Annotated in this window: 16 protein-coding genes and 5 tRNA genes; 5 read left to right on the forward strand and 16 right to left on the reverse strand. The window is 71.1% G+C overall.

The window, feature by feature from the left end; translation table 11 throughout:
* Positions 1 to 35: 35 nt before the first annotated feature.
* From HAV40_RS12620 to HAV40_RS12635, 4 genes are all read right to left on the reverse strand, one after another.
* Positions 36 to 1,181: an acyl-CoA dehydrogenase family protein gene (locus HAV40_RS12620; RefSeq protein ID WP_166381167.1), complete on the reverse strand. Its 1,146-nt coding sequence runs from the start codon at positions 1,179 to 1,181 to the stop codon at positions 36 to 38.
* 11 nt (positions 1,182 to 1,192) lie between these two features.
* On the reverse strand, positions 1,193 to 2,713 hold the full coding sequence (locus HAV40_RS12625; protein ID WP_166381168.1) for an acyl-CoA carboxylase subunit beta: 1,521 nt from the start codon (positions 2,711 to 2,713) through the stop codon (positions 1,193 to 1,195).
* A gap of 259 nt (positions 2,714 to 2,972) precedes the next feature.
* Entirely contained in the window at positions 2,973 to 3,875 is a 903-nt protein-coding gene (locus HAV40_RS12630; RefSeq protein WP_166381169.1) for a chaplin family protein, read from the reverse strand.
* Positions 3,876 to 4,266: 391 nt separating this feature from the next.
* On the reverse strand, positions 4,267 to 5,169 hold the full coding sequence (locus HAV40_RS12635) for a hydroxymethylglutaryl-CoA lyase (protein ID WP_166381469.1): 903 nt from the start codon (positions 5,167 to 5,169) through the stop codon (positions 4,267 to 4,269).
* A gap of 189 nt (positions 5,170 to 5,358) precedes the next feature.
* On the opposite strand from HAV40_RS12635, the gene HAV40_RS12640 reads away from it, so the two are divergent.
* Complete coding sequence (locus tag HAV40_RS12640; protein WP_166381170.1) at positions 5,359 to 8,595, forward strand: S8 family serine peptidase; 3,237 nt, start codon at positions 5,359 to 5,361, stop codon at positions 8,593 to 8,595.
* 58 nt (positions 8,596 to 8,653) lie between these two features.
* Here HAV40_RS12640 and HAV40_RS12645 read toward each other — a convergent pair whose 3' ends face one another.
* The 3 genes from HAV40_RS12645 to HAV40_RS12655 form a co-directional block, all read right to left on the reverse strand.
* Complete coding sequence (locus HAV40_RS12645) at positions 8,654 to 9,991, reverse strand: acetyl-CoA carboxylase biotin carboxylase subunit (protein ID WP_166381171.1); 1,338 nt, start codon at positions 9,989 to 9,991, stop codon at positions 8,654 to 8,656.
* A gap of 188 nt (positions 9,992 to 10,179) precedes the next feature.
* Positions 10,180 to 10,791, reverse strand: coding sequence for a TetR/AcrR family transcriptional regulator (locus tag HAV40_RS12650; protein ID WP_166381172.1), 612 nt, complete (start codon positions 10,789 to 10,791; stop codon positions 10,180 to 10,182).
* 35 nt (positions 10,792 to 10,826) lie between these two features.
* The gene (locus HAV40_RS12655) at positions 10,827 to 13,697 is read right to left on the reverse strand and encodes a hypothetical protein (protein ID WP_166381173.1); all 2,871 of its coding nucleotides are present in this window, start codon (positions 13,695 to 13,697) and stop codon (positions 10,827 to 10,829) included.
* Positions 13,698 to 14,099: 402 nt separating this feature from the next.
* Here HAV40_RS12655 and HAV40_RS12660 point away from each other — a divergent pair, with 402 nt between their 5' ends.
* Positions 14,100 to 14,882 (forward strand): maleylpyruvate isomerase family mycothiol-dependent enzyme, encoded by a 783-nt coding sequence (locus HAV40_RS12660; RefSeq protein ID WP_166381174.1) that lies wholly within the window; start codon positions 14,100 to 14,102, stop codon positions 14,880 to 14,882.
* Positions 14,883 to 14,943: 61 nt separating this feature from the next.
* On the opposite strand, the gene HAV40_RS12665 is transcribed toward HAV40_RS12660, so the two are convergent.
* Both HAV40_RS12665 and HAV40_RS12670 read right to left on the reverse strand, forming a co-directional pair.
* Complete coding sequence (locus HAV40_RS12665) at positions 14,944 to 16,830, reverse strand: hypothetical protein (RefSeq protein ID WP_166381175.1); 1,887 nt, start codon at positions 16,828 to 16,830, stop codon at positions 14,944 to 14,946.
* A gap of 80 nt (positions 16,831 to 16,910) precedes the next feature.
* On the reverse strand, positions 16,911 to 17,672 hold the full coding sequence (locus HAV40_RS12670; RefSeq protein ID WP_166381176.1) for an SGNH/GDSL hydrolase family protein: 762 nt from the start codon (positions 17,670 to 17,672) through the stop codon (positions 16,911 to 16,913).
* A 104-nt stretch (positions 17,673 to 17,776) separates the two neighbouring features.
* Between HAV40_RS12670 and HAV40_RS12675 the strand changes: the two genes are divergently transcribed.
* Positions 17,777 to 18,463, forward strand: coding sequence for a DsbA family oxidoreductase (locus HAV40_RS12675; protein ID WP_166381177.1), 687 nt, complete (start codon positions 17,777 to 17,779; stop codon positions 18,461 to 18,463).
* 80 nt (positions 18,464 to 18,543) lie between these two features.
* On the opposite strand, the gene HAV40_RS38400 is transcribed toward HAV40_RS12675, so the two are convergent.
* Positions 18,544 to 18,726 carry a hypothetical protein gene (locus HAV40_RS38400; RefSeq protein ID WP_166381178.1) on the reverse strand — a complete coding sequence of 61 codons (183 nt, stop codon included), beginning with the start codon at positions 18,724 to 18,726 and terminating at the stop codon, positions 18,544 to 18,546.
* Positions 18,727 to 18,993: 267 nt separating this feature from the next.
* Here HAV40_RS38400 and HAV40_RS12685 point away from each other — a divergent pair, with 267 nt between their 5' ends.
* Both HAV40_RS12685 and HAV40_RS12690 read left to right on the forward strand, forming a co-directional pair.
* Complete coding sequence (locus tag HAV40_RS12685; RefSeq protein ID WP_239086106.1) at positions 18,994 to 20,280, forward strand: MFS transporter; 1,287 nt, start codon at positions 18,994 to 18,996, stop codon at positions 20,278 to 20,280.
* Between the two features lie 116 nt (positions 20,281 to 20,396).
* The gene (locus HAV40_RS12690) at positions 20,397 to 21,254 is read left to right on the forward strand and encodes a PIG-L deacetylase family protein (RefSeq protein ID WP_166381180.1); all 858 of its coding nucleotides are present in this window, start codon (positions 20,397 to 20,399) and stop codon (positions 21,252 to 21,254) included.
* Between the two features lie 165 nt (positions 21,255 to 21,419).
* Here the strand turns inward: HAV40_RS12690 and HAV40_RS12695 are convergent, their stop codons facing one another.
* The 6 genes from HAV40_RS12695 to HAV40_RS12720 all read right to left on the reverse strand — a co-directional run bounded on the left by HAV40_RS12695 (position 21,420) and on the right by HAV40_RS12720 (position 22,838).
* A complete protein-coding gene (locus tag HAV40_RS12695; protein ID WP_166381181.1) occupies positions 21,420 to 22,355 on the reverse strand; it encodes a threonine/serine dehydratase in 936 nt (311 codons plus the stop codon).
* A 54-nt stretch (positions 22,356 to 22,409) separates the two neighbouring features.
* Positions 22,410 to 22,483, reverse strand: a tRNA-Cys gene (locus tag HAV40_RS12700).
* Between the two features lie 8 nt (positions 22,484 to 22,491).
* Positions 22,492 to 22,574: transfer RNA gene (locus HAV40_RS12705), tRNA-Tyr, on the reverse strand.
* Between the two features lie 18 nt (positions 22,575 to 22,592).
* Positions 22,593 to 22,666 (reverse strand) — tRNA-Glu (locus HAV40_RS12710).
* A 10-nt stretch (positions 22,667 to 22,676) separates the two neighbouring features.
* Positions 22,677 to 22,753 (reverse strand) — tRNA-Pro (locus HAV40_RS12715).
* An 11-nt stretch (positions 22,754 to 22,764) separates the two neighbouring features.
* Positions 22,765 to 22,838: transfer RNA gene (locus HAV40_RS12720), tRNA-Arg, on the reverse strand.
* Positions 22,839 to 22,849 lie beyond the last annotated feature (11 nt).

Consider the following 22,849-nt stretch of genomic DNA (forward strand, 5'->3'; position numbering starts at 1 on the left):
TGGGGTGGGGCGGGGCGGGTGGGTGGGTGGGTGGGTCAGCGGAGGCCGAGGTCGCGGGCGATGACCATGCGCTGGATCTCGGAGGTGCCTTCGCCGATTTCGAGGATCTTGCTGTCGCGCCACATGCGGGCGACCGGGAACTCGTTCATGAAGCCGTAGCCGCCGTGGATCTGCGTGGCGTCGCGGGCGTTGTCCACGGCGACAGTGCTGGCGTGCAGCTTCGCGATGGCCGCCGGGCGCTTGAAGTCCTCGCCCGCGACCAGCCGCAGGGCCGCGTCCCGCCAGGCCAGCCGCGCGGTGTGGGCCCGCGTCTCCATATCCGCGATCATGAACTGGATCGCCTGGTACGACCCGATGGTGTGGCCGAACGCCTCACGCTGTGCCGCGTACTTGAGCGACTCGTCGACGCAGCCCTGGGCCAGGCCCGTGGACAGCGCGGCGATGGCGATCCGGCCCTCGTCGAGGATCTGCAGGAACTGGGCGAAGCCGCGGCCCCGCTGCCCGAGCAGGTTCTCCACCGGCACCCGGCAGTCGGAGAAGGTCAGCTCGTGGGTGTCCGAGCTGCACCAGCCCACCTTGGAGTAGCCGGGCGCGACCGTGAAGCCGGGGGTCCCCGAGGGCACGATGATCGAGGAGATCTCGTTCTCCCCGGTCCGCGCGGTCACGGTGACCAGGCTGGTCATCGTGGTGCCGGAGTTGGTGATGAACGCCTTGCTCCCGTTGATGATCCATTCGGTGCCGTCCTCGGACAGCCGCGCCGTGGTGCGCGTGCCGCCCGCGTCGGAGCCCGCGCCCGGCTCGGTGAGCCCGAACCCGGCCAGCGCCTCGCCCCGGATCAGGGCGGGCAGCCAGCGCTTCTTCTGCTCGTCGCTGCCGAACCGGTAGATCGGCATCGCGCCGAGCGAGATCGCCGCCTCCAGCGTGATGGACAGCGACGAGTCGACCCGGGCCAGCTCCTCCAGCACGATGCACAGGGCGAAGTAGTCGCCGTCCATTCCGCCGAGCTCGCTGGGGAAGGGCAGCCCGAACAGCCCCATCTCGCCCATCTGGCGGACCAGGTCGTACGGGAACTCGTGCCGCTCGTACAGGTCGCCGATCACCGGCGCCACCTTGTCCTGGGCGAAGCGCCGCACGGTGTCGCGCAGCTCCCGGTGCTCCTCGGACAGCCCGAAGTCGGTCATCACGGCCTCTCTCAAACGGGAGTCACGCCGTGTCGGCGGCGTGAGAAGTGACGGTCCTTGCCGTGTGCGGCGCGGTACCGCTGGATGAGCTCGTCGCGGAGCCGGTCGGGCTCCACGATCGTGTCGATGACCAGCTCGCTGGCGAGCCGGACCAGGTCGATGTCGGTCTCGTACTCGGCGCGCCGGGCGGCGATGAACGCCTCCCGCTCGGCCTCGTCCTCGATCGCGGCGATCTTGTTGGCGTAGACGGCGTTCACCGCGGCCTCGGCGCCCATGACGGCGATCTTGGCGGTGGGCAGCGCGATGGTCGCCTCGGGCTGGAAGCCGGGTCCGGCCATGGCGTACAGACCAGCGCCGTACGCCTTGCGCACCACGACGCAGATCTTCGGCACGGTGGCCTCGCTGATCGCGGTGACCATCTTCGCGCCGTGGCGGATGATGCCCTGCCGCTCGACCGCGCTGCCGACCATGAAGCCGGGCACGTCGCACAGGAACAGCAGTGGCACGTTGAACGCGTCGCACAGCTGCACGAACCGGCTCGCCTTGTCGGCCGAGTCGACGAACAGCACGCCACCCTTGTGCAGCGAGTTGTTCGCCACCACGCCCACGACCTGGCCGTCGAGGCGGCCGAAGCCGACCGTCAGCTCCTTGGCCCAGCGCGCCTGGATCTCGAAGAACCCGCCGCCGTCGAGCAGCCCCTTGACCAGCTTGCGCATGTCGAACGCGCGGCGCTCACTCTCGGGCACGATCGCGGCCAGGTCGGTCTCCGGCGCGGGCATCGGCTCCAGCGCGGGCGGCTGCTCGGTCCAGTTCGAGGGCAGGTACGACAGGTAGCGGCGGACCACGCCGAGCGCCTCGTCCTCGTCCTTGCACAGGAAGTGGCCGACGCCGGACTGCTCGGTGTGCACCTTCGCGCCGCCCATCGCCTCCAGCGTGGTCTTCTCGCCGGTGACCATCTCGACCATGCGGTCCGAGCCGAGGTACATCGAGGCGTTGCCGTCGACCATGGCGACCACGTCGCAGAACGCCGGGATGTACGCGCCGCCCGCGGCGCTCGGCCCGAACAGGGCGCACACCTGCGGGATGCTGCCCGAGGACTTCACCTGCTGGTAGAAGATGTTGCCCGCACCCCGGCGGCCGGGGAACAGGTCGACCTGGTCGGTGATCCGGGCCCCGGCCGAGTCGACCAGGTAGACCATGGGCACGCCCTGGCCGTACGCCCGCTCGATGATCCTGATGATCTTTTCGACGGTGCGCGCGCCCCAGCTCCCGGCCTTGACCGTGGAGTCGTTGGCCATCAGGCACACCGGCCGGCCGTCGATCGTGGCCTGCCCCGTGATCACCCCGTCGGCGGGCAGCCCCTGCGCCAGCGCATTGGCGAACATCCCGTCCTCGACGAAGGAGCCCTTGTCCACCAGCCGGGCGATCCGCTCCCGCGCGAAGAGCTTGCCCTTGGCCTCGTTGGCCTGGTGGTACTTGGGCGACCCGCCGGCCCCGATGCGCTCCCGCAGCTCATCCAGCCCCTCATACATGCCGCCCACACTCCCCACGCCAGCCAACCTGAACGATAGTTAAGCTACCACCATCTGAGACACCCCACCTCCCCCAGCCGCCCCCTCCCCCGCCGTGGCCCTGCCGCAACTCTTGAGAAGTCGCGGCCACGAACACCCGTGGACACCGCGACTTTTTAAGAGTTGCGGCAGGCGGGGGGGGGTGGGGCGGCGGGGAGAAGGCGGGACGGCGAAAGGGCCGGCGCGCGTCCGCGCCGGCCCTTTCTGGTGGGGAAGTCGTTCAGCAGAAGTTCGCGGTCGAGCCGCCGACGCTGGAGGCGTTGGCGTTGCCCCCCAGCGCGACCACGGCCACGCCGGAGACGTCGACCGGCGCCTGGACCGGCGCGAACAGCTGGTTGCCGCTGCCGATGCCCGAGTTGCCGAAGGTGGCCCAGTTGAGGTCGCAGGTGCTCGGCGCGGAGTGCTGCCACTTCTTGCGCTGGTTCAGCTGCATCGGCATCGGCTGCTGCTTCGCGCCGAGGCCGGCGCCGGCGCTCGTGTTGCCTACCGCGCTGGTGAGACCGCCGGTCAGTCCACTGGTCAGGCCGTTGATCGGCAGCAGGCTGGTGATCATGTCCAGCGGGGAGCTCTCGGCCACGGCGCTCTCGATCGGAGCGGCCGTGGGCACGAAGTCCTTCTTCTTGTTCTTGTGCTTGTGCCAGCTCGGCTCGCCGTAGGGCTGCGGGTACGGGTCCTCGCCGGGGGTCTCGCCGGGCTGGCCGGGCAGGTTGGCCTCGGCGCCGCCGACGCACCACGCGTTGGCGTTGCCGAGCACGCCCACGCCCACGCCGCAGGCGTCGATCGGCGCCTGGATCGGGGCGAGCACCTGGTTGCCGCTCAGCACGCCGGAGTTGCCGAAGCTGCTCCAGTCGGTGGCGAGGGCGTCCGCGCCGTAGTTGGCCTCGCTGCCACCGGTGCAGCTGGCGTTGGCGTTGCCCAGGATGCCGATGGCGATCCCGCAGATGTTGATCGGGGCCTGCACCGGCAGCTTGACCTGGTTGCCGCTGCCGATACCGCTGTTGAAGGAGGTGTTCCAGTTGTCAGCCGCGTGCGCGCCCGTACCGCCGACGAGCAGCACGCCGGCGGACAGGACGCCGACCTTCACGGACGTCTTGGTCCACGTGCCCAGCGAAGTCGCAGTCATGTGAATCGCAGTGCCTTTCGATCTGGAATTGCCACGGGGAGATGCAGTGTCTTGCCATGTCAGCGCCACTTTGCGGAGCGTCCTGTGTGCACGGTGAGCGCGCCGGAGCACGCTCGCTCCCGCTGTCGACGTGCGCTCGTGTCACCTGATTCGGCTCGTACAAATAGGGCATTTATGACATCGCAAGGGTCAACGAGGCTGCCATTCCTCGGACACGGATCACCGGAGTGGACAAACCAGCGGCAAATGCCATTCCTAGCACGAATTACGGCTTATGTCCGAATTGCTCTAGATTCGAAGGCTATAAACAGTCAAATAGCTGACAGGGAGTGTCCTGAGAACACTCCCTGTCTCTGTCACCGCATGCGGCAATCGGCTGACCGTGGCGGGCTCAGCTCACGGTGCGGCTGCGCGGGCCGGCCCGCAGCACGCCCGAAGGCAGCTCGCGGCCCACGATCTGCTCGGCCAGCCGGGCCGCCTCGATAAGCTTCTCCAGGTCGATCCCCGTGTCGACACCCATGTCGTGCAGCATGTGCACGACCTCCTCGGTGGCCACGTTGCCCGACGCGCCCGGCGCGTAGGGGCAGCCACCCAGGCCGCCGACGCTGGCGTCGTACTCGGTGATGCCGTATTCGAGCGCGGTCAGGATGTTGGCCAGGCCGGTGCCGCGGGTGTTGTGGAAGTGCAGCAGCATCGGCAGGTCGGGGTGCCGTTCGCGCACGATCGACAGCAGCTCGCGGACCCGGCGCGGAGTGCCCATGCCGGTGGTGTCGCCGAAGGCCACCCGGTCCGCGCCGTCGGCGACGACCCGGTCCACGATCGCGGCCACCCGCTTCGGGTCCACGTCCCCCTCGTACGGGCAGCCGAAGCTCGTCGCGATGATCACCTCGGCGGTCGAGCCGCCCTCGTGCAGTGCCGGGATGAGCTGAGCGATCTCCTCCAGCGACTCCTCGGTGGCGCGGTTGATGTTGCGGCGGTTGTGCGTGTCACTGGCCGACACGACCACCTCGACCTCGGTGAACCCGCCAGCCAGGGCCCGCTGCGCGCCGCGCAGGTTGGGCACCAGGGCGCTGTAGCGCACCCGCGGGTCACGAGTGGCCGTGCGCCACACCTCGTCGGCGTCGGCCATCTGCGGGATGGCCTTGGGGTGCACGTACGAGACGGCCTCTATGCGCCCGACGCCGGTGGCGCTCAGCGCGTCGATCAGCCTGACCTTGTCGGCGGTGGGCACGGGGTCCTCGTTCTGCAGCCCGTCACGCGGGCCCACCTCACGAATCGACACCCGGTCCGGCAGCACAGCACCCATGCCGCCACCTTAACCCTCGTTAACCTCACCCGCCCACCCCTCCCCTGACCTGACCGTTTACCGAACCTTCACAGGATTTGAGGTATTCACTCACGTCGCTGCACAACGCCCCGGCCGTACGTGGCGTCTCTACAAACGACGGTCCAAGGCGGACTGGTCGAACGGACGGGGAGGAACATGCGATCCAGCAGAGGAACGAGGGCATTGCTGGCCGCGGGGATCGCCGCCGCGCTGCTGATGGCAGCGCCCGGCGCCGCGGGCGCTGAACAGGCCGCTTCACCACTGGCGGCCCGACCCGCACAGAGCAAGGGCAAGACACAGACCGTGGCGCTGATCACCGGCGACCGGGTGTCGGTGCACGGTGACGGCCGGTTGAGCCTGACCCCGCGCGACGGCGTCACGTACCACAGCTACCGCGTCAAGGACCACCAGTACGTCATCCCGTCGGACGCGATGCCGCTGCTCGCGAGCAACCGCCTCGACCGGCGGCTGTTCGACCTCAGCGAACTGCTCGCGGTCCAGGCCGCGCGCAAGGCGACGCTGCCGCTCATCGTCTCCGGCGCGAGTTCCGCACCCGGCCTGACCGCCGAGCGCAGGCTCCCGGCCGTCAAGGGCTTCGCGGCCGAGGTGTCGGAGAAGTCCCTGGCCACGCAGTGGCAGGCGACGCGCAAGGTGAACACCGGCAAGATCTGGCTCGACGCCGTACGCAAGCCGGCGCTGGACGTGAGCGTCCCGCTGATCGGCGCGCCCGCGGCGTGGGCGGCCGGATTCGACGGGACCGGCGTCAAGGTCGCCGTGCTCGACACCGGTGTCGACATCACCCACCCGGACCTCGCCGGCAAGATCACCGCTCGGCAGAACTTCACCGAGGGCGAGGAGGACGACCTCGACCGGGTCGGCCACGGCACGCACGTCGCCTCGACCATCGCGGGCAGCGGGGCCGGGTCCGGCGGCAAGTACAAGGGTGTCGCGCCCGGTGCGTCGCTGCTCGACGGCAAGGTCTGCGTCGAGTACGGCTGTGCCGAGTCCTGGATCCTGGCCGGCATGCAGTGGGCCGCCGAGTCCGGGGCTGCCGTGGCCAACATGAGCCTCGGGGGCAGCAACAGCCCCGAGATCGACCCGCTGGAGCAGGCCGTCAACGACCTGACCGCGCAGTACGGCACGCTCTTCGTGATCGCGGCGGGCAACGACGGCGCGGACGACTCCGTGGGATCCCCCGCGACCGCCGAGGCGGCCCTGGCCGTCGCCGCGTTCACCAAGGACGACGAGCTCGCCGTGTTCTCCAGCCGTGGCCCCAGCGCCGACGGCTGGGCGGTCAAGCCCGAGATCGCCGCGCCGGGCCAGGACATCGTGGCCGCGCGCAGCAAGGACGGCTTCCTCGGGGAGCCCGGCCAGCTGTACATGCCGCTGGACGGCACCTCCATGGCCACCCCGCACGTCGCGGGCGCGGCGGCGCTGCTGACCCAGGTGCACCCCGGGTGGACCCCGGCGCAGCGCAAGGCCGCGCTCATGGCCTCGGCGAAGCCGGCGGCGGGCGTCGGCGTGTTCGCGCAGGGCGCGGGCCGGGTCGACGTCGCGCGGGCGATCACCCAGCAGGTGACCACCAGCCCGGCGTCGGTCACGTTCGGCCTGCAGGAGTGGCCGCACACCGACGACGCGGTGCGCACCAGCACGGTCACGTACCACAACGGGGGCAGTGCGGCGGTGACCCTGCAGCTCGCGCTGAACGGTGGCCCGGCCGGAGTGTTCTCACTCAGCGCCTCGTCCGTCACGGTCCCCGCGGGCGGCGACGCCTCGGTGACCATCAGCGCCGACACCCGCGAGGGCGGCGACGTGACCGGCGGCATCGGCGGCCAGCTCACCGCGACCGCAGCGGGCGTGTCCGTGCAGACCCCGTTCGGCGTCGTGCGTGAGGAGCTCAAGCACACGGTGCACGTGACCGCCACCGAGCGGGACGGCGACGCGGCCGAAGACACGATCACCGTGCTGTTCGACCCGGTCCGGTTCAAGGACCATGTCGTGTACGGAGCGAGCGGCGACCTGCGGCTGCCGCCGGGTGAGTACTTCGGGTTCAGCTGGGTCCACGAGGAGGAGGCAGACGGCGCCTTCTCGGTGACCCAGGTGGTGTACCCGAGGTTCAAGGTCGACGGTGCGGAGGCGCTGTCGATGGATGCCCGCGGCGCGGGCGGCTTCGATGTCACCGTTCCCGATCCCAAGGCCGACGTGGTGCTCGCCTCGTACGACGTCAACATGGTGTTCGAGAGCGCCAACATCGGCGTCGGCGTGATGGGCGACTCGTTCCCCAGCATGCACGCCAAGCAGCTCGGCCCGAAGAAGGTGGCCGGACTCAGCTCGGTGCTCTCCGGAACGCTGGCCGAGGTGGACGACGCGGGCAACCCGACGCTCGCGCCGCACGTATACAACGTCGGCTGGCACAAGGGCGACGGCATGCTCTCGGGGCTGGTCAAGCATCTGCGCTGGACGGACCTCGCCACGGTGAAGGCCGGTCACGCCGTGCTCGACAAGGGCACCAGCGGCGTGAGGCTGAACTTCCTGGCCCCGCCCGGCGGCGGTGGCGGCTGGGCCACGGGCTGGCCGACCCCGCTGCCGTTCACCCGCACCGATTACTACGCGAGCAACGTGCCGTGGCAGGTCGAGCTCATGGTGGAGAAGCCCGCCGAGGGTGAGGACTGGCCGGAGACGGTGTCCGACAACAGCGCCCTCACTGACTACCGCCCTGGCAAGACCTACCAGGAGCAGTGGAACAAGGGGGTGTTCGGCCCGAGCGTGGCGAAGTTGTTCCCGGGTGACAAGCCGGCCGTACGCCAGGGCGACCTGATGTATGTCGGACCGGCACTGCTCGGTGACGGGCAGGGCCGGGCGGGCTTCGGCCAGATCACCGGCGGACGGGGTGCGCTCTACCGCGACGGTGAGCTGATCGCCGAGGCCGACGACGGGCCGTATGCCTTCATCGAGGAGGTCGACCCGGCCAAGGCGTCGTTCCGCTTCGACGGCAGCCTGGAGCGCGACTCCCGGCTCACCACGAAGATGTCGGTGAGCTGGACGTTCCGCTCGGGCCACGTCGACGGCGAGGCGTCGCTGCCGCTGACCGCGGTCAGCTTCGCGCCGAAGCTCGACGAGAACAACGTCGGCAAGGCCGGTGGCCTGGGTGTCTACCCGGCGACCTTCACCCAGACCGAGGGCTCCGGCCGCGTGGTCAAGCTGTCGGTCAAGGCGTCGTACGACGACGGCAAGACCTGGGTCAAGGTGCCGGTGCTCTGCCTCGGCGGGGACTGGGTCGTCATGGTGGCGCACCCGAGGGCGGGCGGCTTCGTGTCGCTGCAGGCCTCGGGCGCGGACAGCAAGGGCAACACCTTCAACCAGACCGTGATCCGGGCGTACGAGATCCGCTGATCACCGTAACGAGCGAGGGCCCGGCGACCGTGGTCGCCGGGCCCTTCTCCGTGCCGGATCAGCGCATCCGCGTGACCAGGGCGGTGTCGTAGTCACCGGAGACGAACTCGGCGTTGTCCATCAGCTCGGCGAAGAACGGCAGGTTGTTCTTCGGCCCGATCAGCTCGAACCCGGCCACCGCCGCCTTCGCCCGCTCGATCGCCTCGGCCCGGTCCACGCCGTACACGATGACCTTGGCCATCAGCGAGTCGTAGCTCGGCGTGACGACGTTGCCCTCGACGTAACCGGAGTCGACGCGTACGCCCTCGCCTTCCGGTTCGATCCAGGTCTTGATCGCGCCGGGGCCGGGCAGGAAGCGCTTCGGGTCCTCGGCGTTGATCCGCAGCTCGATGGCGTGGCCACGGGACACCAGCGTGGCCGGGTCGAACTGCACCGGCAGCCCGGCGGCGACGCGCAGCTGGGCCTCGACCAGGTCGATGCCGAACACAGCCTCGGTCACCGGGTGCTCGACCTGCAGCCGCGTGTTCATCTCCAGGAAGAAGAAGTCGCCGGTGGCCGGGTCGAACAGGCACTCGACGGTGCCGGCGTTGCGGTAGCCGACCGCCTCGCCCGCGCGGACCGCCGCCGCCAGCAGCTTCGCACGCTGCTCGGGGGTCAGCGCCGGGGAAGGCGACTCCTCGACCAGCTTCTGGTTGCGGCGCTGCACGGAGCACTCGCGCTCGCCGAGCGCGACGACGGTGCCGTCGGCCAGCCCGAGCACCTGCACCTCGACGTGGCGCACCCGCGGGAAGTAGCGCTCCAGCAGCACCGAGCCGTCGCCGAACACGCGCTCGGCGTACCCGCGCACCTTCTCGTAGTGCTCGGTGAGCCCGGTGGCGTCGTTCGCCACGGCCATGCCCATGCCGCCGCCACCGGCCGCGGCCTTGATCATGACCGGGTAGCCGATCTCCTCGGCGGCGGCCAGCGCGTCGTCGACGGTGGCGGCCGGGTCGGCGGTGCCGGGAGCGACCGGGACACCGGCGGCGGCCATCAGGTTACGAGCGTTGATCTTGTCACCCATCGCGGTGATCGCGTCGGCGCCGGGCCCGACCCAGATCAGCCCGGCCGTGGCGACGGCGCGCGCGAAGTCGGCGTTCTCGGAGAGGAAGCCGTAGCCGGGGTGGATCGCCTGCGCACCGGTCTGCTTGGCGGCATCGAGGATCGCCTCGGCGTTGCGGTAGGACTCGGCCGGGTTGGCCGGGCCGACGCACACCGCCTCGTCGGCCTCGCGCACGAACGGCAGCTCGGCGTCTACGTCAGAGTACACCGCGATGGTCCGGATCCCCAGGCCCTTGGCGGTGCGGATGATGCGCCGGGCGATCTCTCCCCGGTTCGCGACCAGCAATGATTCGATCATGCGTGCGTCTCCTCCTGCGCTCAGCCAACCACACCGAGCCTAAACGCACGTTCAGTTCTCTGCGCCAGCCCCCCACTCACCCGCCCAGGGCGGGCCTCCTGAGCAGCCGTTTCGGGGAAACTGCGGCCTGCGCGCAGGACTCAGCAGCAGTTTCCCCGAAAACGTCCCTAGAACGCAGAAGGCGGGCGTCAGCCGATGAGAGCGGCGAGGGCGGCGGCGCGCAGGAGGGTGGCGCGGCGCTGGCGTTCGACTTCGCCACCGAGGAAGGGCGTCGAGTTCATCAGGCCGAAGGCCGCGTGGGCCAGCACCCGGGCCTCGCCGCCGGTGACGTCGCCGCGCACCGAGGTCAGCACCTGCACCCACTCCTCGACATACTGGCGCTGGAGCCGGCGGATCTCGCGGCGCGGCTCCTCGGGCAGCCGGTCCAGTTCATGCAGGTGCAGGGCGATCACCGCGGGGTGGGCGAGGGCGAACTCGACGTGGAAGTCGACCAGCGCCTCCACCGCGGCACGCGGGTCGCCGTGGTGCTCGGCCACGCAGGCGCGGCCACCGGCCAGCAGGCCTTCGCTCACCGGCACCAGGGCGGCGACGAGCATCTCCTTCTTACCGGCGAAGTGGTGGTAGAGGGCGGGCCCGGTGACACCGGCGGCGGTGCCGATGTCGTCCATGGACACGCCGTGATAGCCGCGCGCGGCGAACAGGCCGACGGCGATCTCGAGGATCTCCTCACGTCGCGACCTGCGCACCGGCTTGGTCGGGGGGGTGTCTACCTGTTGCTCCACTGCCGTCACCCGTGACATGCTACTCGCCGGTCAAGCTGTAACTTAACGCCCGTTTAGTCCAGTTCGAACCCATATTCCCCTGCCAACTGGCGGGCCTCCTCCATCCGGTCGCACTGCATCAGCGCGTGCGCGAGCGCGTACGCCGCCCTCGGCAGGGTCACCGAATCGCGGGGCAGACCGTTGAGCACCTCCCGCAGCACCGGCTCGGCCGTCTCGGCCTGACCCAGGGTCAGCAGCACCTCGCCCATGGTCAGATCGGCCAGGAACGCCTCCCCGAACGCCTCCAGCCCACGGAAGCGCTCGGCCGCACCGCGCACCCTGGTCAGCGCCGCCTCCGGATCACCCGCCCCGACCATGGCCCGCGCCCCGTCCAGGGCCAGCCACGCCAGCTCGTACTGCGCCTCGGGCTCCTTGGCCAGCCCCGGGGGCAGGTCGGCGGCCGCCGCGTCGGCCAACTCCACGGCCTGCCGGGCCCGGTCCGCGTCGTCGGCGTACATCGCGGCCACGGCCTGCCGCCGCCGGGCCCGCATCTCGTCCAGCGGCAGCCGGGCCAGCCGGTATGCCGCGGCGGCCGAACCCAGCCGGGTCGCCGCGAGCGCGTCGCGGTCCAGGTCGAACAGCAGCTCCCCGGCCTGTTCCAGGACCCGTGCCCGCCCCGCGGCGTTGTCGAAGCCGTCCAGGTTCGCGGCCAGCTCGTCGAGGTAGGCCAGCGACTGGTCGGTCTCCCCCAGCCGCTGGTGGATCGCGGCCAGCAGGTGTCGCACCTGGTCGGCGAGGTTCTGGTTGCCGACCCGGTCCGCGCCGTAGACCGCCTCCTCGGCGACCTCGGCGGCCTCCTCCACCCGTCCCGTGTTGAACAGCGCCACCGCCAGGTGGAACCGGGCGTGCTCGGCGTCCTCGTCGTCATCGTCCCCGGCCTCCGGCGCGCCCACCATCCGGGCGACCATGGCGGCCAGGTCGTCGACCACCTCCCGCGCGCGGGGCGTGCCCGCCAGCAGCACCGCCCGGCGCTCGCGGACCTCGCGTTCCAGCGGTTCGGGCAGCACCCGAGCCAGCGCCCGGTCGTAGGCCGCCGCAGCCCCGCCGTTGTCGTCGAGCATGCTCAGGCCCTGGCCGAGGAAGAACTCGCCCAGCCCGATCATCTCGTCCTGCCCACCGGCGACGGCCTGCGTGATCAGCTCCCGCGCCGCGTCGGCGGACTCCTGCACCTGGCCGTCCGCCCCCAGCGCCTGCGCCCGCAGCAGCATGACCTGCAGCCGCACCCGCACCCCCGGATCGGGCTCACCGACCCCGGCGACCCGGTCCAGCTCCCGCAGCGCGTCGCCGGGCTGCTGGGCGTGCAGCAGCGCGACCGCGAGCCGCCGCAGCGCCCCCGCCTGGTCCTTCGGCCCACCGTGCGCCAGCAGGTACGCCGAGGACGCGCGGACCTGCGCCAGGCCCTCCTCCGGCTGGCCGTGCCGGCTGCGGTGCAGCCCCAGCCTGCCCCGGATGCGCTGACCCCGCACCTCGTCCCCGGCCTCGGTGTAGCGCTCCAGCGCCTCGGTCCAGGCCTGTTCGGTCTGCTCGACGGTCTCGCCGTGCAGCCGCATACCGCGCAGGTCGGCCAGCCTGCCCCGCTGCAGCGGCGAAAGCCCTTCGGCGGTGGTGAACGGCTCGATGAGCAGCCACAGCGCCTCCGAGCGGGGCTCGTCGTCGCGCCGCAGCGCCTCCTCGATCAGATCGAGCAGCAGGTCGAGCCCCGCATCGGCGGGAACGTCGGGCAGGTCCGCCAGGACCACAGGGGCCGGGGCCGGTGCCGCAGGCGCCTCCCGCATCGCCGCGCCCACCCGAGCGGTCAGGCTCAGTGGCAGCCGCTCAGCCAGCGGCTCGGCCGTCAGCATCACCGCCACCCGGTCGCTCTGCGCGGACGTGCCGTTGCGGACGTCGAAGCGCTCCGCGAGCGCGACGGCGCGCCCCGCGAGCTGCTCGGCCAGCTCCGCGATGCTCTGGTCCGCACCGCGCACCGGCTGCGCCCCCTGCCCGGCGGCGCTCAGCCGGCTCAGCACCAGCGCCGACGCGGCGGCGAACTCCAGCTCGACCATCGGCGAGGCCGCCTCCGGCAGCCAGGGCAGATGCCGCTCGACCAACTCCAACCCACGGGCGGCATTGCCGCTCACCGCGAGGAAGTACACGTGCTCGGCGATCGTGCCGAGCTTGCCGCGGTCGGCCCGGATCGCGCGGTAGGCCTGGTGGTGCGCCCGGCGCGCCTCGTCGAACCGGCCGGTACGCAGGTACGGCAGCAGCAGGGCGGTCAGGATCTCGTGCGGCTGCTCGACACAGGTCAGCTCCCCCGCCAGCACCGGGCCGGTGAGCTCGATGGCCTCGGCGTCACAGCCGCGTTCGGCCAGGTGCCGCACCTGATCGGTCGGATCGCACCCGACACAGTCGGAGTTCCCGTCGCGTACGGCGGCCAGCCAGCGCTCGTAGTGCAGGTCGGCGGCGACCCGGTCACCGAGGTGGTAGGCCACCAGCCACCGGTGCTTGTGCACGGGCTGCAGGCTGTGCCCGCCCTCCTCGTAACGGCGCTGCATGTCGTCGAGCACCGCGAACGTACGGGCCAGCGGCACGTCCGGGAACCTGGTGGCCGAGTTGATCACGTACTTGTAGTGCCAGAGCAGCAGGTACTCCTGGTCGCCGTACCGTTCCGGGTAGGAGTCGAAGCGCGCCAGGCACCAGCTGAACGTCACGAACCCCTCGGCCGGTCGACCCGCCCGCTGATACGCCTCCGTCGCCGCCATCCGGGCGTGGAACCGCAACTGCTCGTCGCCGAGCGCGTCCGCCTGCGCGATCGCCTCCTCGGCCAGCGCCACCTGACCCGCGCCACGGGGCGCGTCCCAGCACTGCTCTATCAGCGCGCGGATCCGGTCGGGGTTGGGGTTGGTCATCGAGCGCGGTTCTCCTCATCGGTGCTCACGACCGGCTCCGTGGGCCCGGCTCCGGTAAAGACGCGACAGGCGGCGCCAAAGGGTCGCGGTGAACGGCGACCGGTTGCGGACACGGCGGCACGCGCGGCAGCGCGGCGGCGCCGGATCGACAGGTCGGCGACGCCCCGTGGCGCGACCTGAAACGAGAGGTCCACGACCGACACCGTACCCGGATCCGGCTATGAACGCGCGGCACGGCGAACGAGCAGCCGCCCGGCCGAAAGCCGCCCGCCGACCGTCGACGCGACCGCGAGCATCCGGGAGACCCCGATTCGACGCCCCGCAGGCGTGCTGTCCGAGGCGATCGCGTGCCGTCCCGCCGGGAGGCTTGCGCTGCGGGGACGGACGCGGAAGGCTGCGGCCATGTCCGCACACGACCGCGCCGCCGCGGCCTGCCGCCACAGCCTGCACGCCCTGGCCACGATCGGTGACCAGCTCACCGACGAGCAGTGGGCCGTGCCGACCGACTGTCCCGGCTGGACCGTCGGTGACGTGTACGCCCATGTGGTGAGCCTGGAGCAGTGGATGGCCGACGGAGGCGAGGCCCCGCAGGGCCCGCCGCAGCAGCTGATCGACTCCGGCGTGGACCGCTGGCGGGGCACTGCCCGCACCGAGGTGCTGGCCGCGCTGCATACGCTGCGCCAGGTGCGCGAGCGTCAGCTCACCGCGGAGTTGCGGTCCGCGGACGCGCCCGGCTGGTGGGTGTGGGCGAACACGGCCGTCCCGTTCGCGGTCCAGCTGTCAGCGCGCGCGTTCGACCTGTGGGTGCACGAGCAGGATGTGCGCCGCGCCCTGCGCCACCCCGGCAACCTGGGTACGGCGGGCGCGCAGGTCGCCCGGGACCTGGTCCGGCAGGCGCTGCCGCGCATCGTGGTCAAGAAGGCCGGTGCGGCACCCGGTGCGGCGATGCGCATCACTACCCTGGGCGAACTGCCCCAGGACTTCACGGTGTACGTCGACGAGCACGGCCGCGCCGCGGTGGTGCCCGCCGACGCCCACCGTTCGACCGCCCACGCCACGCTGAGCTGGGAGGCGTACGCCCTGCTCGCCTCGGGTCGCAGCACCCGCGAACGGCAGCAGGTCCTGCTCACCGGCGACGCGGCCCTGGCCGAGCGGGTCCTCGACCAGCTCAACATCGCGCCCTGAACGCAGTGCAGGGGCCGGATCCGCACCCGGCCCCTGCACGGCGTGTCCTGCCCGGAAGGGGTCAGGCCACGTCGAACCAGTACATGTTCGAGTACTCGCTCCAGTTGTCGTTCGTGTCGATGGCGAAGACGTCCAGCAGCACGTTGCCGGAGGCCTCGGGCGTCCAGGTCACGGTCGCCCGCCCGTCCTGGCCGGCCGCCACGAACAGGTAGTCGCCGTTGGCGAACGAGTACTGGTAGCCCTGGACCTGGGTCCAGCCCGGGGGCGGCGAGAACGTGAACGCGCCGGGGACCCCGACGCCGCCCGACACCTGGTCGGCCGGGTAGACGGCCGAGGCGACACCCGGACGGGACAGGAACTGCACGGACTTCGACCACGACGGCGAGATCCAGCCGTTGGCGCTGTGGCTGCGGACGTTCACCGAGAATCCGGTCAGCCGGTCGGCCACGAAGGTGATGGTGGCCGTGCCGTCCTCACCCGCGGGCACCGTGTGCGTGACGCCGTCGAGCTGGTACTCGTACTCCGTGGTCCCGACGATCCCGGCTGCGGTCGAGAACCGGAGCGTCACCGGCTTGTTCCACTCGGGCTCACCGCCGACCACGGTGATCGCCGGGTAGCTGCTGGGAGACAGGCTGATCTGGTACCGCACCGGGGCGGACGTGCGCCCCGCGACGTCCACCGACATCACTTCGAGGGTGTTGTACGTGCCGGGCGGGTTCAGCGACACGGTCGCGGTGCCGCCGGGGGTGTGCGCGCGGACCGCCCCAGGTGCCGTGAACAGGTCCGGGCAGACGAGCTGTCCCAGCTCACCCGCCGTGCACTGGCGGACACCGGCGACTCCCCAGCCGTAGACGAAGCCCGCCACGTCGGCGTCGCCGTTGCCGGAGAAGGTGAACGTGCCGGGCTCACCCAGCGGCGCGTACGCGAACGGGCCGCCGGTCAGCGGGTAGTTCGGGGACGTCACCTGCGCGGCGGGCGGCGCGGTGCGGTCCGCCACGAAGTAGCAGACCTTCGACCAGGCGGACACGTCGAGGCCGTCGCCCACCCGGGCCTGCCACGCGTACGTGACACCGTCGGCGAGCAGTTCCTCCGGCACCACGGTGGTGGCGGCGCGGCCGGACTCGCGGCCGTCCACGCTGCGCTCCGTGCGGGCCGCCGGGTCGCTCTTGGGCCACAGCGCGTAGTCGAACCGCAGCGAACGCTGGTCGCCGGAGTCCGCGTCGGTGCCCACCGCCTGGAGGTTTCCGGCGTGGTAACCGAGCACCGGGTACGGCGCGTTCGCCACGCAGGGCACCCCGCCGTTGTAAAGGTTCTTGTTGTCGATCTTCGGCACGGTGTTGTACTGCACACCCAGCGAGACGCTGTGGTACCAGTTGAGCCGGCGGCCGTACGTGGGATCCGCCTCGTGCGCGGCCGGCACCCGGAGCACGAACGACACCTTGCGGTCACCCGCGGCCAGCGCCTCGTTGATCACGGCGGTGGTGTCGAAGGAGATGTCAGCCGTGGGGCAGTACTCCGGCGTGAGGATCTCGTCGACCTTGGCGATCTCGGCTGGAGCACGGCGCCAGCTGGGGGTACGGCCGATCTGCTCGGTACGCCACAGCTCGATGGCGCGCTTGCCGCAGTCGGCGGCGCTGAACTCCCTGATGCGCAGCGTGCTGCCGAGGAACCGACTGCCCCGCAGCCGCGCGAGATCGAACGTCGCGTACACCCGCGACGTGTGCGTCACGCCCGCCGCGTCGACGGACGAGCCGAGCGGCATGTGCACGCCCTCAGCGGTGTCGTAGGCCGACCGCGGGGTCGCCGCGTCGGTGTAGCCGACCTGGACCGAGGGGGCATTGTCGTAGTGCGGTGCCGCCGCGGCCGGTGTGCCGGCCACCGCCAGGCCGCCCATGCCCACCGCCGCCGCGAGCACGGCGGCGCGCACGCGTCTGGAACGAAGCTCCATGAAACCTCCCCATGATTGCCCGCGCACATCCACGCAGGCCGCTGGCATCATAGGGAACGCCCGCCCGCGGTGCCTCCGCCTTACATCGGCCCCATGTTCGGGCGCTTGGCGGTGACGGTGTCCCCGGAGGAGCGGCCGGTCAGGCGTCGCTTGATCCACGGGGCGAGGTAGCGCCCGGCCCAGGCGAGGTCGTCGGCACGGGCGGCCGGCCAGGACTTCGCGCCCGGTCGGGCCGGCACGTCCCACCAGGCCGGATCGGTCGCCACACCGAGCACCGCGAGCACGTGGGCGGCGGTGCGCCGGTGCCCGGCGGCCGACAGGTGCAGCCGGTCGATGCTCCACAGCGCCGGGTTGGCGTACTCGTGGTCGTGCCACAGGTCGACCAGGCGCGCGCCGTTGCGGTCGGCGACCTCACCGACAGCCTGGTTGAGGTAGCGGATACGCGGGGCGACCAGCTTGTTGCCGGGCAGCCGCGACATCACGTCGGCGAACCGGAACAGCAGCACGTCCGCGCCGGTGTCCCGGAGCCGGACCACGGTCGCGTCGAAGCGCGCCATCAGGGTCGGCGGATCGCACTTGCGGCGCAGCACGTCGTTGGCGCCCGCCGCGAAGCTGATCAGATCGGGCTTCATGGCCAGCGCCGGTTCGAGCTGCTCGCCGACGATGCCGTCGAACAGCCGCCCGCGGATGGCGAGGTTCGCGTAGCCGAACCCCGGCCCGCTCACCTCGCTGAGCCGTCCGGCGACCAGATCCGCCCAGCCCCGGAACACCCCGTCGGCGTACGGATCGTCCATGCCTTCCGTGAAGCTGTCCCCCAGCGCCACATACCTGCTCCAACTCACCGCGACATCTTGCCACCGCGAGGCGTACCGGCGGGTAGTGCCCTTGCTTACACCCGCCTGTGGCGTGGGGAACAGAACCGCTCGCGCCCGTGTTGGATGAGCACGTGCAGATCGAGATCTACTCCGACGTCGTATGCCCCTGGTGCTGGATCGGCGAGCAGCGCCTGCTGAAGGCGCTCGACGGCGTCGACGAGCCGGTGACCCTGACCTGGCGTGCCTTCCAGCTGGACCCGTCGGCCGAGTCCGCGCCGCTGGTGCAGTGGCTGGGCAGTCGCTACGGCGGCGAGGCCAACGCCCGCCGCATGTTCACCCAGGTGACGGAGGTCGGCCAGGGCGAGGGTCTGATCATGAACTTCGACCGCGCGATCAACGCGAACACCTTCGACGCGCACCGGCTGATCTGGTGGGCCGGACAGCAGGGTGAGCAGCGCCCGATGGTCGAGGCGCTGCACCGGGCCCACTTCACCGACGGCGTCGACCTCGGCGACCGGGCCGCGCTGGCCACGGTCGCGGCCGGGCTCGGCCACGACGAGCAGCGAGTGCGTACCCTGCTCGACGCGACCGAGGGCGTCGACGAGGTGCAGGACGAGCTGGCCATGGGCCGTGAGCTGGGCATCACCGGCGTGCCGATGTTCGTCTTCGCCGGCAAGTACGCCATCAGCGGCGCGCAGGACCCGTCGACGCTGCGCGAGGTGCTCGACGAGGTACGCCGCCGCGAGGGCGGCTCGCCGCTGACCGTGCTGCCCACCCCGCGCGGCGAGTCCTGCGATGACGACTCCTGCGCCGCGTAACGGTTTTCACCTGCGAAAATGCCCCCTAACGGGGGCCTTTTCGCGTCCGGTTTGTCGACGTTTCACGTGAAACAAGATCGTCAATGACCGATGGAGGACAGCGCCCTGTCGTCCTCTTTCGTAGCCGACCGCTCCCGTCGGCGGCGCACCGCGCGCACCACCAGGAAGGTCCAGCCGACCGCCGCCGCGCCGCCCGCCACGGTGAAACCGATGATCAGCAGGTAGGCGTGCTTGTCAGACAGCTTCAGCAGCGCGGCCCGCAAGCTGAGCTTGAGCGCCGAGCCACCGGAGTGGTCCCCGCCCCGGCCGCGTTCGGGCAGGACTTCGGCTACCTTGCCGTCGCCAGCAGGCGACCTACAGGTGATACATGACCTTGCGGGTGTATGCCTCGGCGTTGCCGCGATCGTGCAGGCGCCGACAGGACCGGTGCGTCCGGGCGAGCGCGGACTGCACCAGGTCCTCGGCCACACCTCGTTGCGTGGGTCACCAGCCCTGGTCCGCAGATCGTTTGCTCGGCTAAGGTTCGCCCCGTGAGTGAGGTAGTCGAGAAGCAGGCCGACCCTGGCACGGCCGTTCCGCCGCCGCGCCGCCGATTCCTCATGGACACCCGGCCGCTGCGGCACCGCCCGTACCGGCGGCTCTGGACCTCGACCATCGTGACCGCCCTGGGCAGCCAGCTGACCGCGGTCGCGGTGCCCAAGCAGATCTACGACATGACCGGCTCGTCGGTCTGGGTCGGCATCGCCAGCATCGCCGGGCTGGCCCCGCTGATCGTGTTCGCGCTGTGGGGCGGCGCGATCGCCGACACGGTCGACCGCCGCCGGATGCTGCTGTTCACGAACTCCGGCATCGCCCTGCTGTGCATCGTCTTCTGGCTCCAGGCGGCCCTGGATGTACGGTCCATCCCGCTGCTGCTGGTGCTGGTCGCGGTGCAGCAGGCGCTGTTCGGCATGAACATGCCCGCCCGCACCGCCTCGGTCGCCCGGCTGGTGCCCGCCGCGGAACTGCCCGCGGCCGGGGCGCTCAACTCGACCGTCATGCAGGGCGGGCAGATCATCGGCCCGATGCTCGCCGGTGCGCTGATCCCGCTGCTCGGCCTCCCCCTGCTCTACCTGTTCGACGCCGTCGCCCTGTCCGCCACGCTCTACGCCGTATGGCGGCTGCCCCCGCTGCCCCCGCTGTCCGGCGTCGCCCGCCGAGCCGGGCTGGCCGACATCCTGGACGGCTTCCGCTACCTGGCCACCCACCGGCTGCTGATGGTGTCGATGGCCGCGGACGTCGTCGCGATGGTCTTCGGCATGCCGCGGGCGCTGTTCCCGCAGCTCGCCGACACCGCGTTTCCCGGCGTCAACGAGAACTTCGCGCTCGGCATGCTCTACGCCGCAGTGCCGATCGGCGCGCTGCTCGGCGGCCTGCTGTCCGGCACGTTCTCCCACATCCGCCGGCACGGCCTGATGGTGGTCATCGCGGTCTGCGCCTGGGGCGCGGCGATCGTAGGCTTCGGTCTGAGCAGCTCGCTGTGGCTGGCGGTGGTGTTCCTCGGCATCGCGGGCGTCGCCGACATGGTCTCCATGGTCTTCCGGGGCACCATCCTGCAGACCGCCGCGACCGACGAGATGCGCGGCCGGATGCAGGGCGTGCACACCGTCGTGGTGGCCGGCGGCCCCCGGCTGGCGGACCTGCTGCACGGCGTGGCGGTGCCGGTGGCCGGTGCGAGCGCCGCGGTCGCGGGCGGCGGCGTGCTCGTGATCGTCGCCATGACCGCGCTCGCCCTGGCCGTGCCCGCGTTCCTGCGGTATCGCGGACCGGCCCGCTGACGAGGGATCCTGAACAACGATTAAGGTGGTCCGACCGGAGCGGGCCTGGTCCGGGCGTGGTGGCTCACCGCGCCGGGAGCGGCGGCTCCGCCCACCCCCTCGGAACGGAACAGCACATGCGCGTCACCCGGCGAAACAAGATCCTTCTGTCGGTGCTGGCGTGCCTGCTGGTCCTGCCGGTGGTCACCGTCTTCGGCCTCAACCGGTACGTCAACGACACCTCGGTGCCGCTGACCGACAGCCTTTTCCCCGAAAGCGCGCCCAAGCGACTGCTGGCGATCTTCGCGCACCCCGATGACGAGATCACCGTCGCGGGCTCGCTGCGCCGGATGAGCGAAGAGGCCGACGCCGAGGTCACCATCGCGTACCTCACCCGCGGCGAGGCGGCGAACGTGCCGAAGACCTCCCTGGCCGACCTCGCGCAGCGGCGCACCGTCGAGGCGGACAACGCAGGCAAGGCCCTCGGGGCCGACAACGTCGAGCTGTTCGACTTCCGCGACAGCGGGCTGCCCACCGCCGACGCCGCCGAGGCGCAGTCGACGATCTCGAACCTGATCGACAAGTACCGGCCCAGCGTCGTGATCAGCTTCGACGACCGGGTCGGCTTCTACGGCCACCCCGACCACGCGCAGGTCGGCGTATGGGTCAAGACCGTGCTGAACACCCGCCGCCATGCGCTCTATTTCCCGGTAAAGCACTTCTACCAGGCCACCCTGCCCGAGTCGATGATCTCGGTGGCGAAGGACCTGTCCCCCACCTTCCGCGACATGTACCCCACCGACCCCGCCCAGGGCCTGCCCGCGCCGACCGTCGCCATGACCATCGACAGCGTCGCCGGCGAGAAGCGCGCTGCCCTCGACGCCCACGTCAGCCAGGTGACCGTCCTCCAAGCCGTCCAACCCGCCTACGACAAACTCCCCTCCTGGATCTACTTCCGCATCCTCAGCCGCGAATACTTCACCCAGGTCTTCTAAACCCCACCGTCCACCCCCACCGCCCGCCGCCTCACCGCCCGCCGCCGCACCTCTGCCGCAACTCTTAAAGAGTCGCGGCATACCGGCCACCGCGAGGCCGCGACTCTTTAAGAGTTGCGCCGGGGTGGGGGTGGGGCCGGGGCCGGGGTGGGCGGGGTCGAGGGGTTAGAGGTCGGTGGGGGTGGTGTTGGCTCCGCAGGCGATGACGACGATGCGTTCGTCGGCGGTGGGGCGGTAGGCACCGCTGGTCAGGGCGGCGAGGGCGGTCGCGGCGCCGTGTTCGAGCACGATGCGGCGGTCGGTCCACAGGGTCCGGCGGGCGGCGATGATGTCGTCGTCGCTGACCAGGACACTGCGGACACCGTCGCGTACGGCTACGGCGTAACCGATGTCGCCGACGCGGCGGGCACCCAGGGAGTCGGCCGCGACCCCGGACACCGCGACGTCCACCGGGTGCCCGGCGGCCAGCGCGGCGTGCAGGCTCGGTGCGAGTTCCGGCTCGACGCCGACCACCCGGGCGTGACCGGCCAGCGCCGTGGCGACCCCGCCCATCAGACCGCCGCCGCCCACCGCGACCAGCACCGTGTCGAACCCGCCGGGGATGTCGGCCAGCAGCTCCAGCCCGATGGTCCCGGCCCCCGCGACCATCTCCGCCTGGTCGTACGCGTGACAGTAGGCCGCTCCCGTGTCGGCGGCGTGCTTCACCGCGGCCTCGTACGCCATCGCGTACTCGGTGCCGTGCTGCTCCACCCGCGCACCGAGGCCGCGCAGCTTGTCGACCTTGAACGCCGGCGCCGTCGACGGTACGAAGATCGTCGCGGGCACCCCGCAGGCGCGGGCCGCGTACGCGACTGCCAGCCCCGCGTTGCCGCCCGACGCGGCGACGACGCCGACCGCCGGGTCCAGCTCGCCGGCCTGCTGGGCCGCGAGCACCCGGTTCAGCGCGCCCCGCGCCTTGAAACTGCCGGTGTGCTGCATGTACTCGCACTTGAGCCAGGTCGCGCCGAACAGCCCGCCCGGCTCGATCGCGGCCAGCGGCGTACGCCGGAAACGCCCGGCGATGCGTGCGGCCGCGTCGGCCACGTCGACTTTGGTGATCATTCGGGCACCATAACCCGAGCAGGGGAACCCCACGGTGGATGACGTGAAAGGAAGAGGCCTCGCCGGGAGTCGAACCCGTGGTCATCCGTTTTGCAGACGGAGCGCCCCACCCGGGACGTCACGAAGCCGAGAAACGTGCGGATGGAGAGATTCGAACTCTCTGAGCGCAAGGCACCTGGGTTACAGCCAGGCCCGACTCTCCTACGTCGGCGCATCCGCGTGGTGTTGCCGTACGAGCAGCGCGGACGGGATTCGAACCCGCAACACTCCCGCTTGAAAGGCGGGTGACTCTTCCGTTCGTCCACCGCGCCGTGGACTTGCTGGTCGGGATGGCCGGACTCGAACCGACGACCTCTGCACCCCCAGTGCAGCGCGCTACCAAGCTGCGCCACATCCCGTTGTTCTCGCGTGCCCTGAGCAGGATTCGAACCTGCAACCCCCGGCTTCGTAGACCGGTGCGCTGTCCCGTTGCGCCATCAGGGCGGGTGAAACCG

This window comes from Catellatospora methionotrophica, assembly GCF_011297335.1.
Taxonomy (GTDB): Bacteria; Actinomycetota; Actinomycetes; order Mycobacteriales; family Micromonosporaceae; genus Catellatospora; species Catellatospora methionotrophica.

Excerpts from the sequence above, each read along its gene's own strand:
- HAV40_RS12620 (WP_166381167.1), bottom strand. The coding sequence starts at position 1,181 with ATGACCGACTTCGGGCTGTCCGAGGAGCACCGGGAGCTGCGCGACACC.
- HAV40_RS12645 (WP_166381171.1), bottom strand. The coding sequence starts at position 9,991 with ATGATCGAATCATTGCTGGTCGCGAACCGGGGAGAGATCGCCCGGCGC.
- HAV40_RS12625 (WP_166381168.1), bottom strand. The coding sequence starts at position 2,713 with ATGTATGAGGGGCTGGATGAGCTGCGGGAGCGCATCGGGGCCGGCGGG.
- HAV40_RS12690 (WP_166381180.1), top strand. The coding sequence starts at position 20,397 with ATGCGCGTCACCCGGCGAAACAAGATCCTTCTGTCGGTGCTGGCGTGC.
- HAV40_RS12640 (WP_166381170.1), top strand. The coding sequence starts at position 5,359 with ATGCGATCCAGCAGAGGAACGAGGGCATTGCTGGCCGCGGGGATCGCC.
- HAV40_RS12660 (WP_166381174.1), top strand. The coding sequence starts at position 14,100 with ATGTCCGCACACGACCGCGCCGCCGCGGCCTGCCGCCACAGCCTGCAC.
- HAV40_RS12655 (WP_166381173.1), bottom strand. The coding sequence starts at position 13,697 with ATGACCAACCCCAACCCCGACCGGATCCGCGCGCTGATAGAGCAGTGC.
- HAV40_RS12695 (WP_166381181.1), bottom strand. The coding sequence starts at position 22,355 with ATGATCACCAAAGTCGACGTGGCCGACGCGGCCGCACGCATCGCCGGG.
- HAV40_RS12630 (WP_166381169.1), bottom strand. The coding sequence starts at position 3,875 with ATGACTGCGACTTCGCTGGGCACGTGGACCAAGACGTCCGTGAAGGTC.
- HAV40_RS12665 (WP_166381175.1), bottom strand. The coding sequence starts at position 16,830 with ATGGAGCTTCGTTCCAGACGCGTGCGCGCCGCCGTGCTCGCGGCGGCG.
- HAV40_RS12650 (WP_166381172.1), bottom strand. The coding sequence starts at position 10,791 with ATGTCACGGGTGACGGCAGTGGAGCAACAGGTAGACACCCCCCCGACC.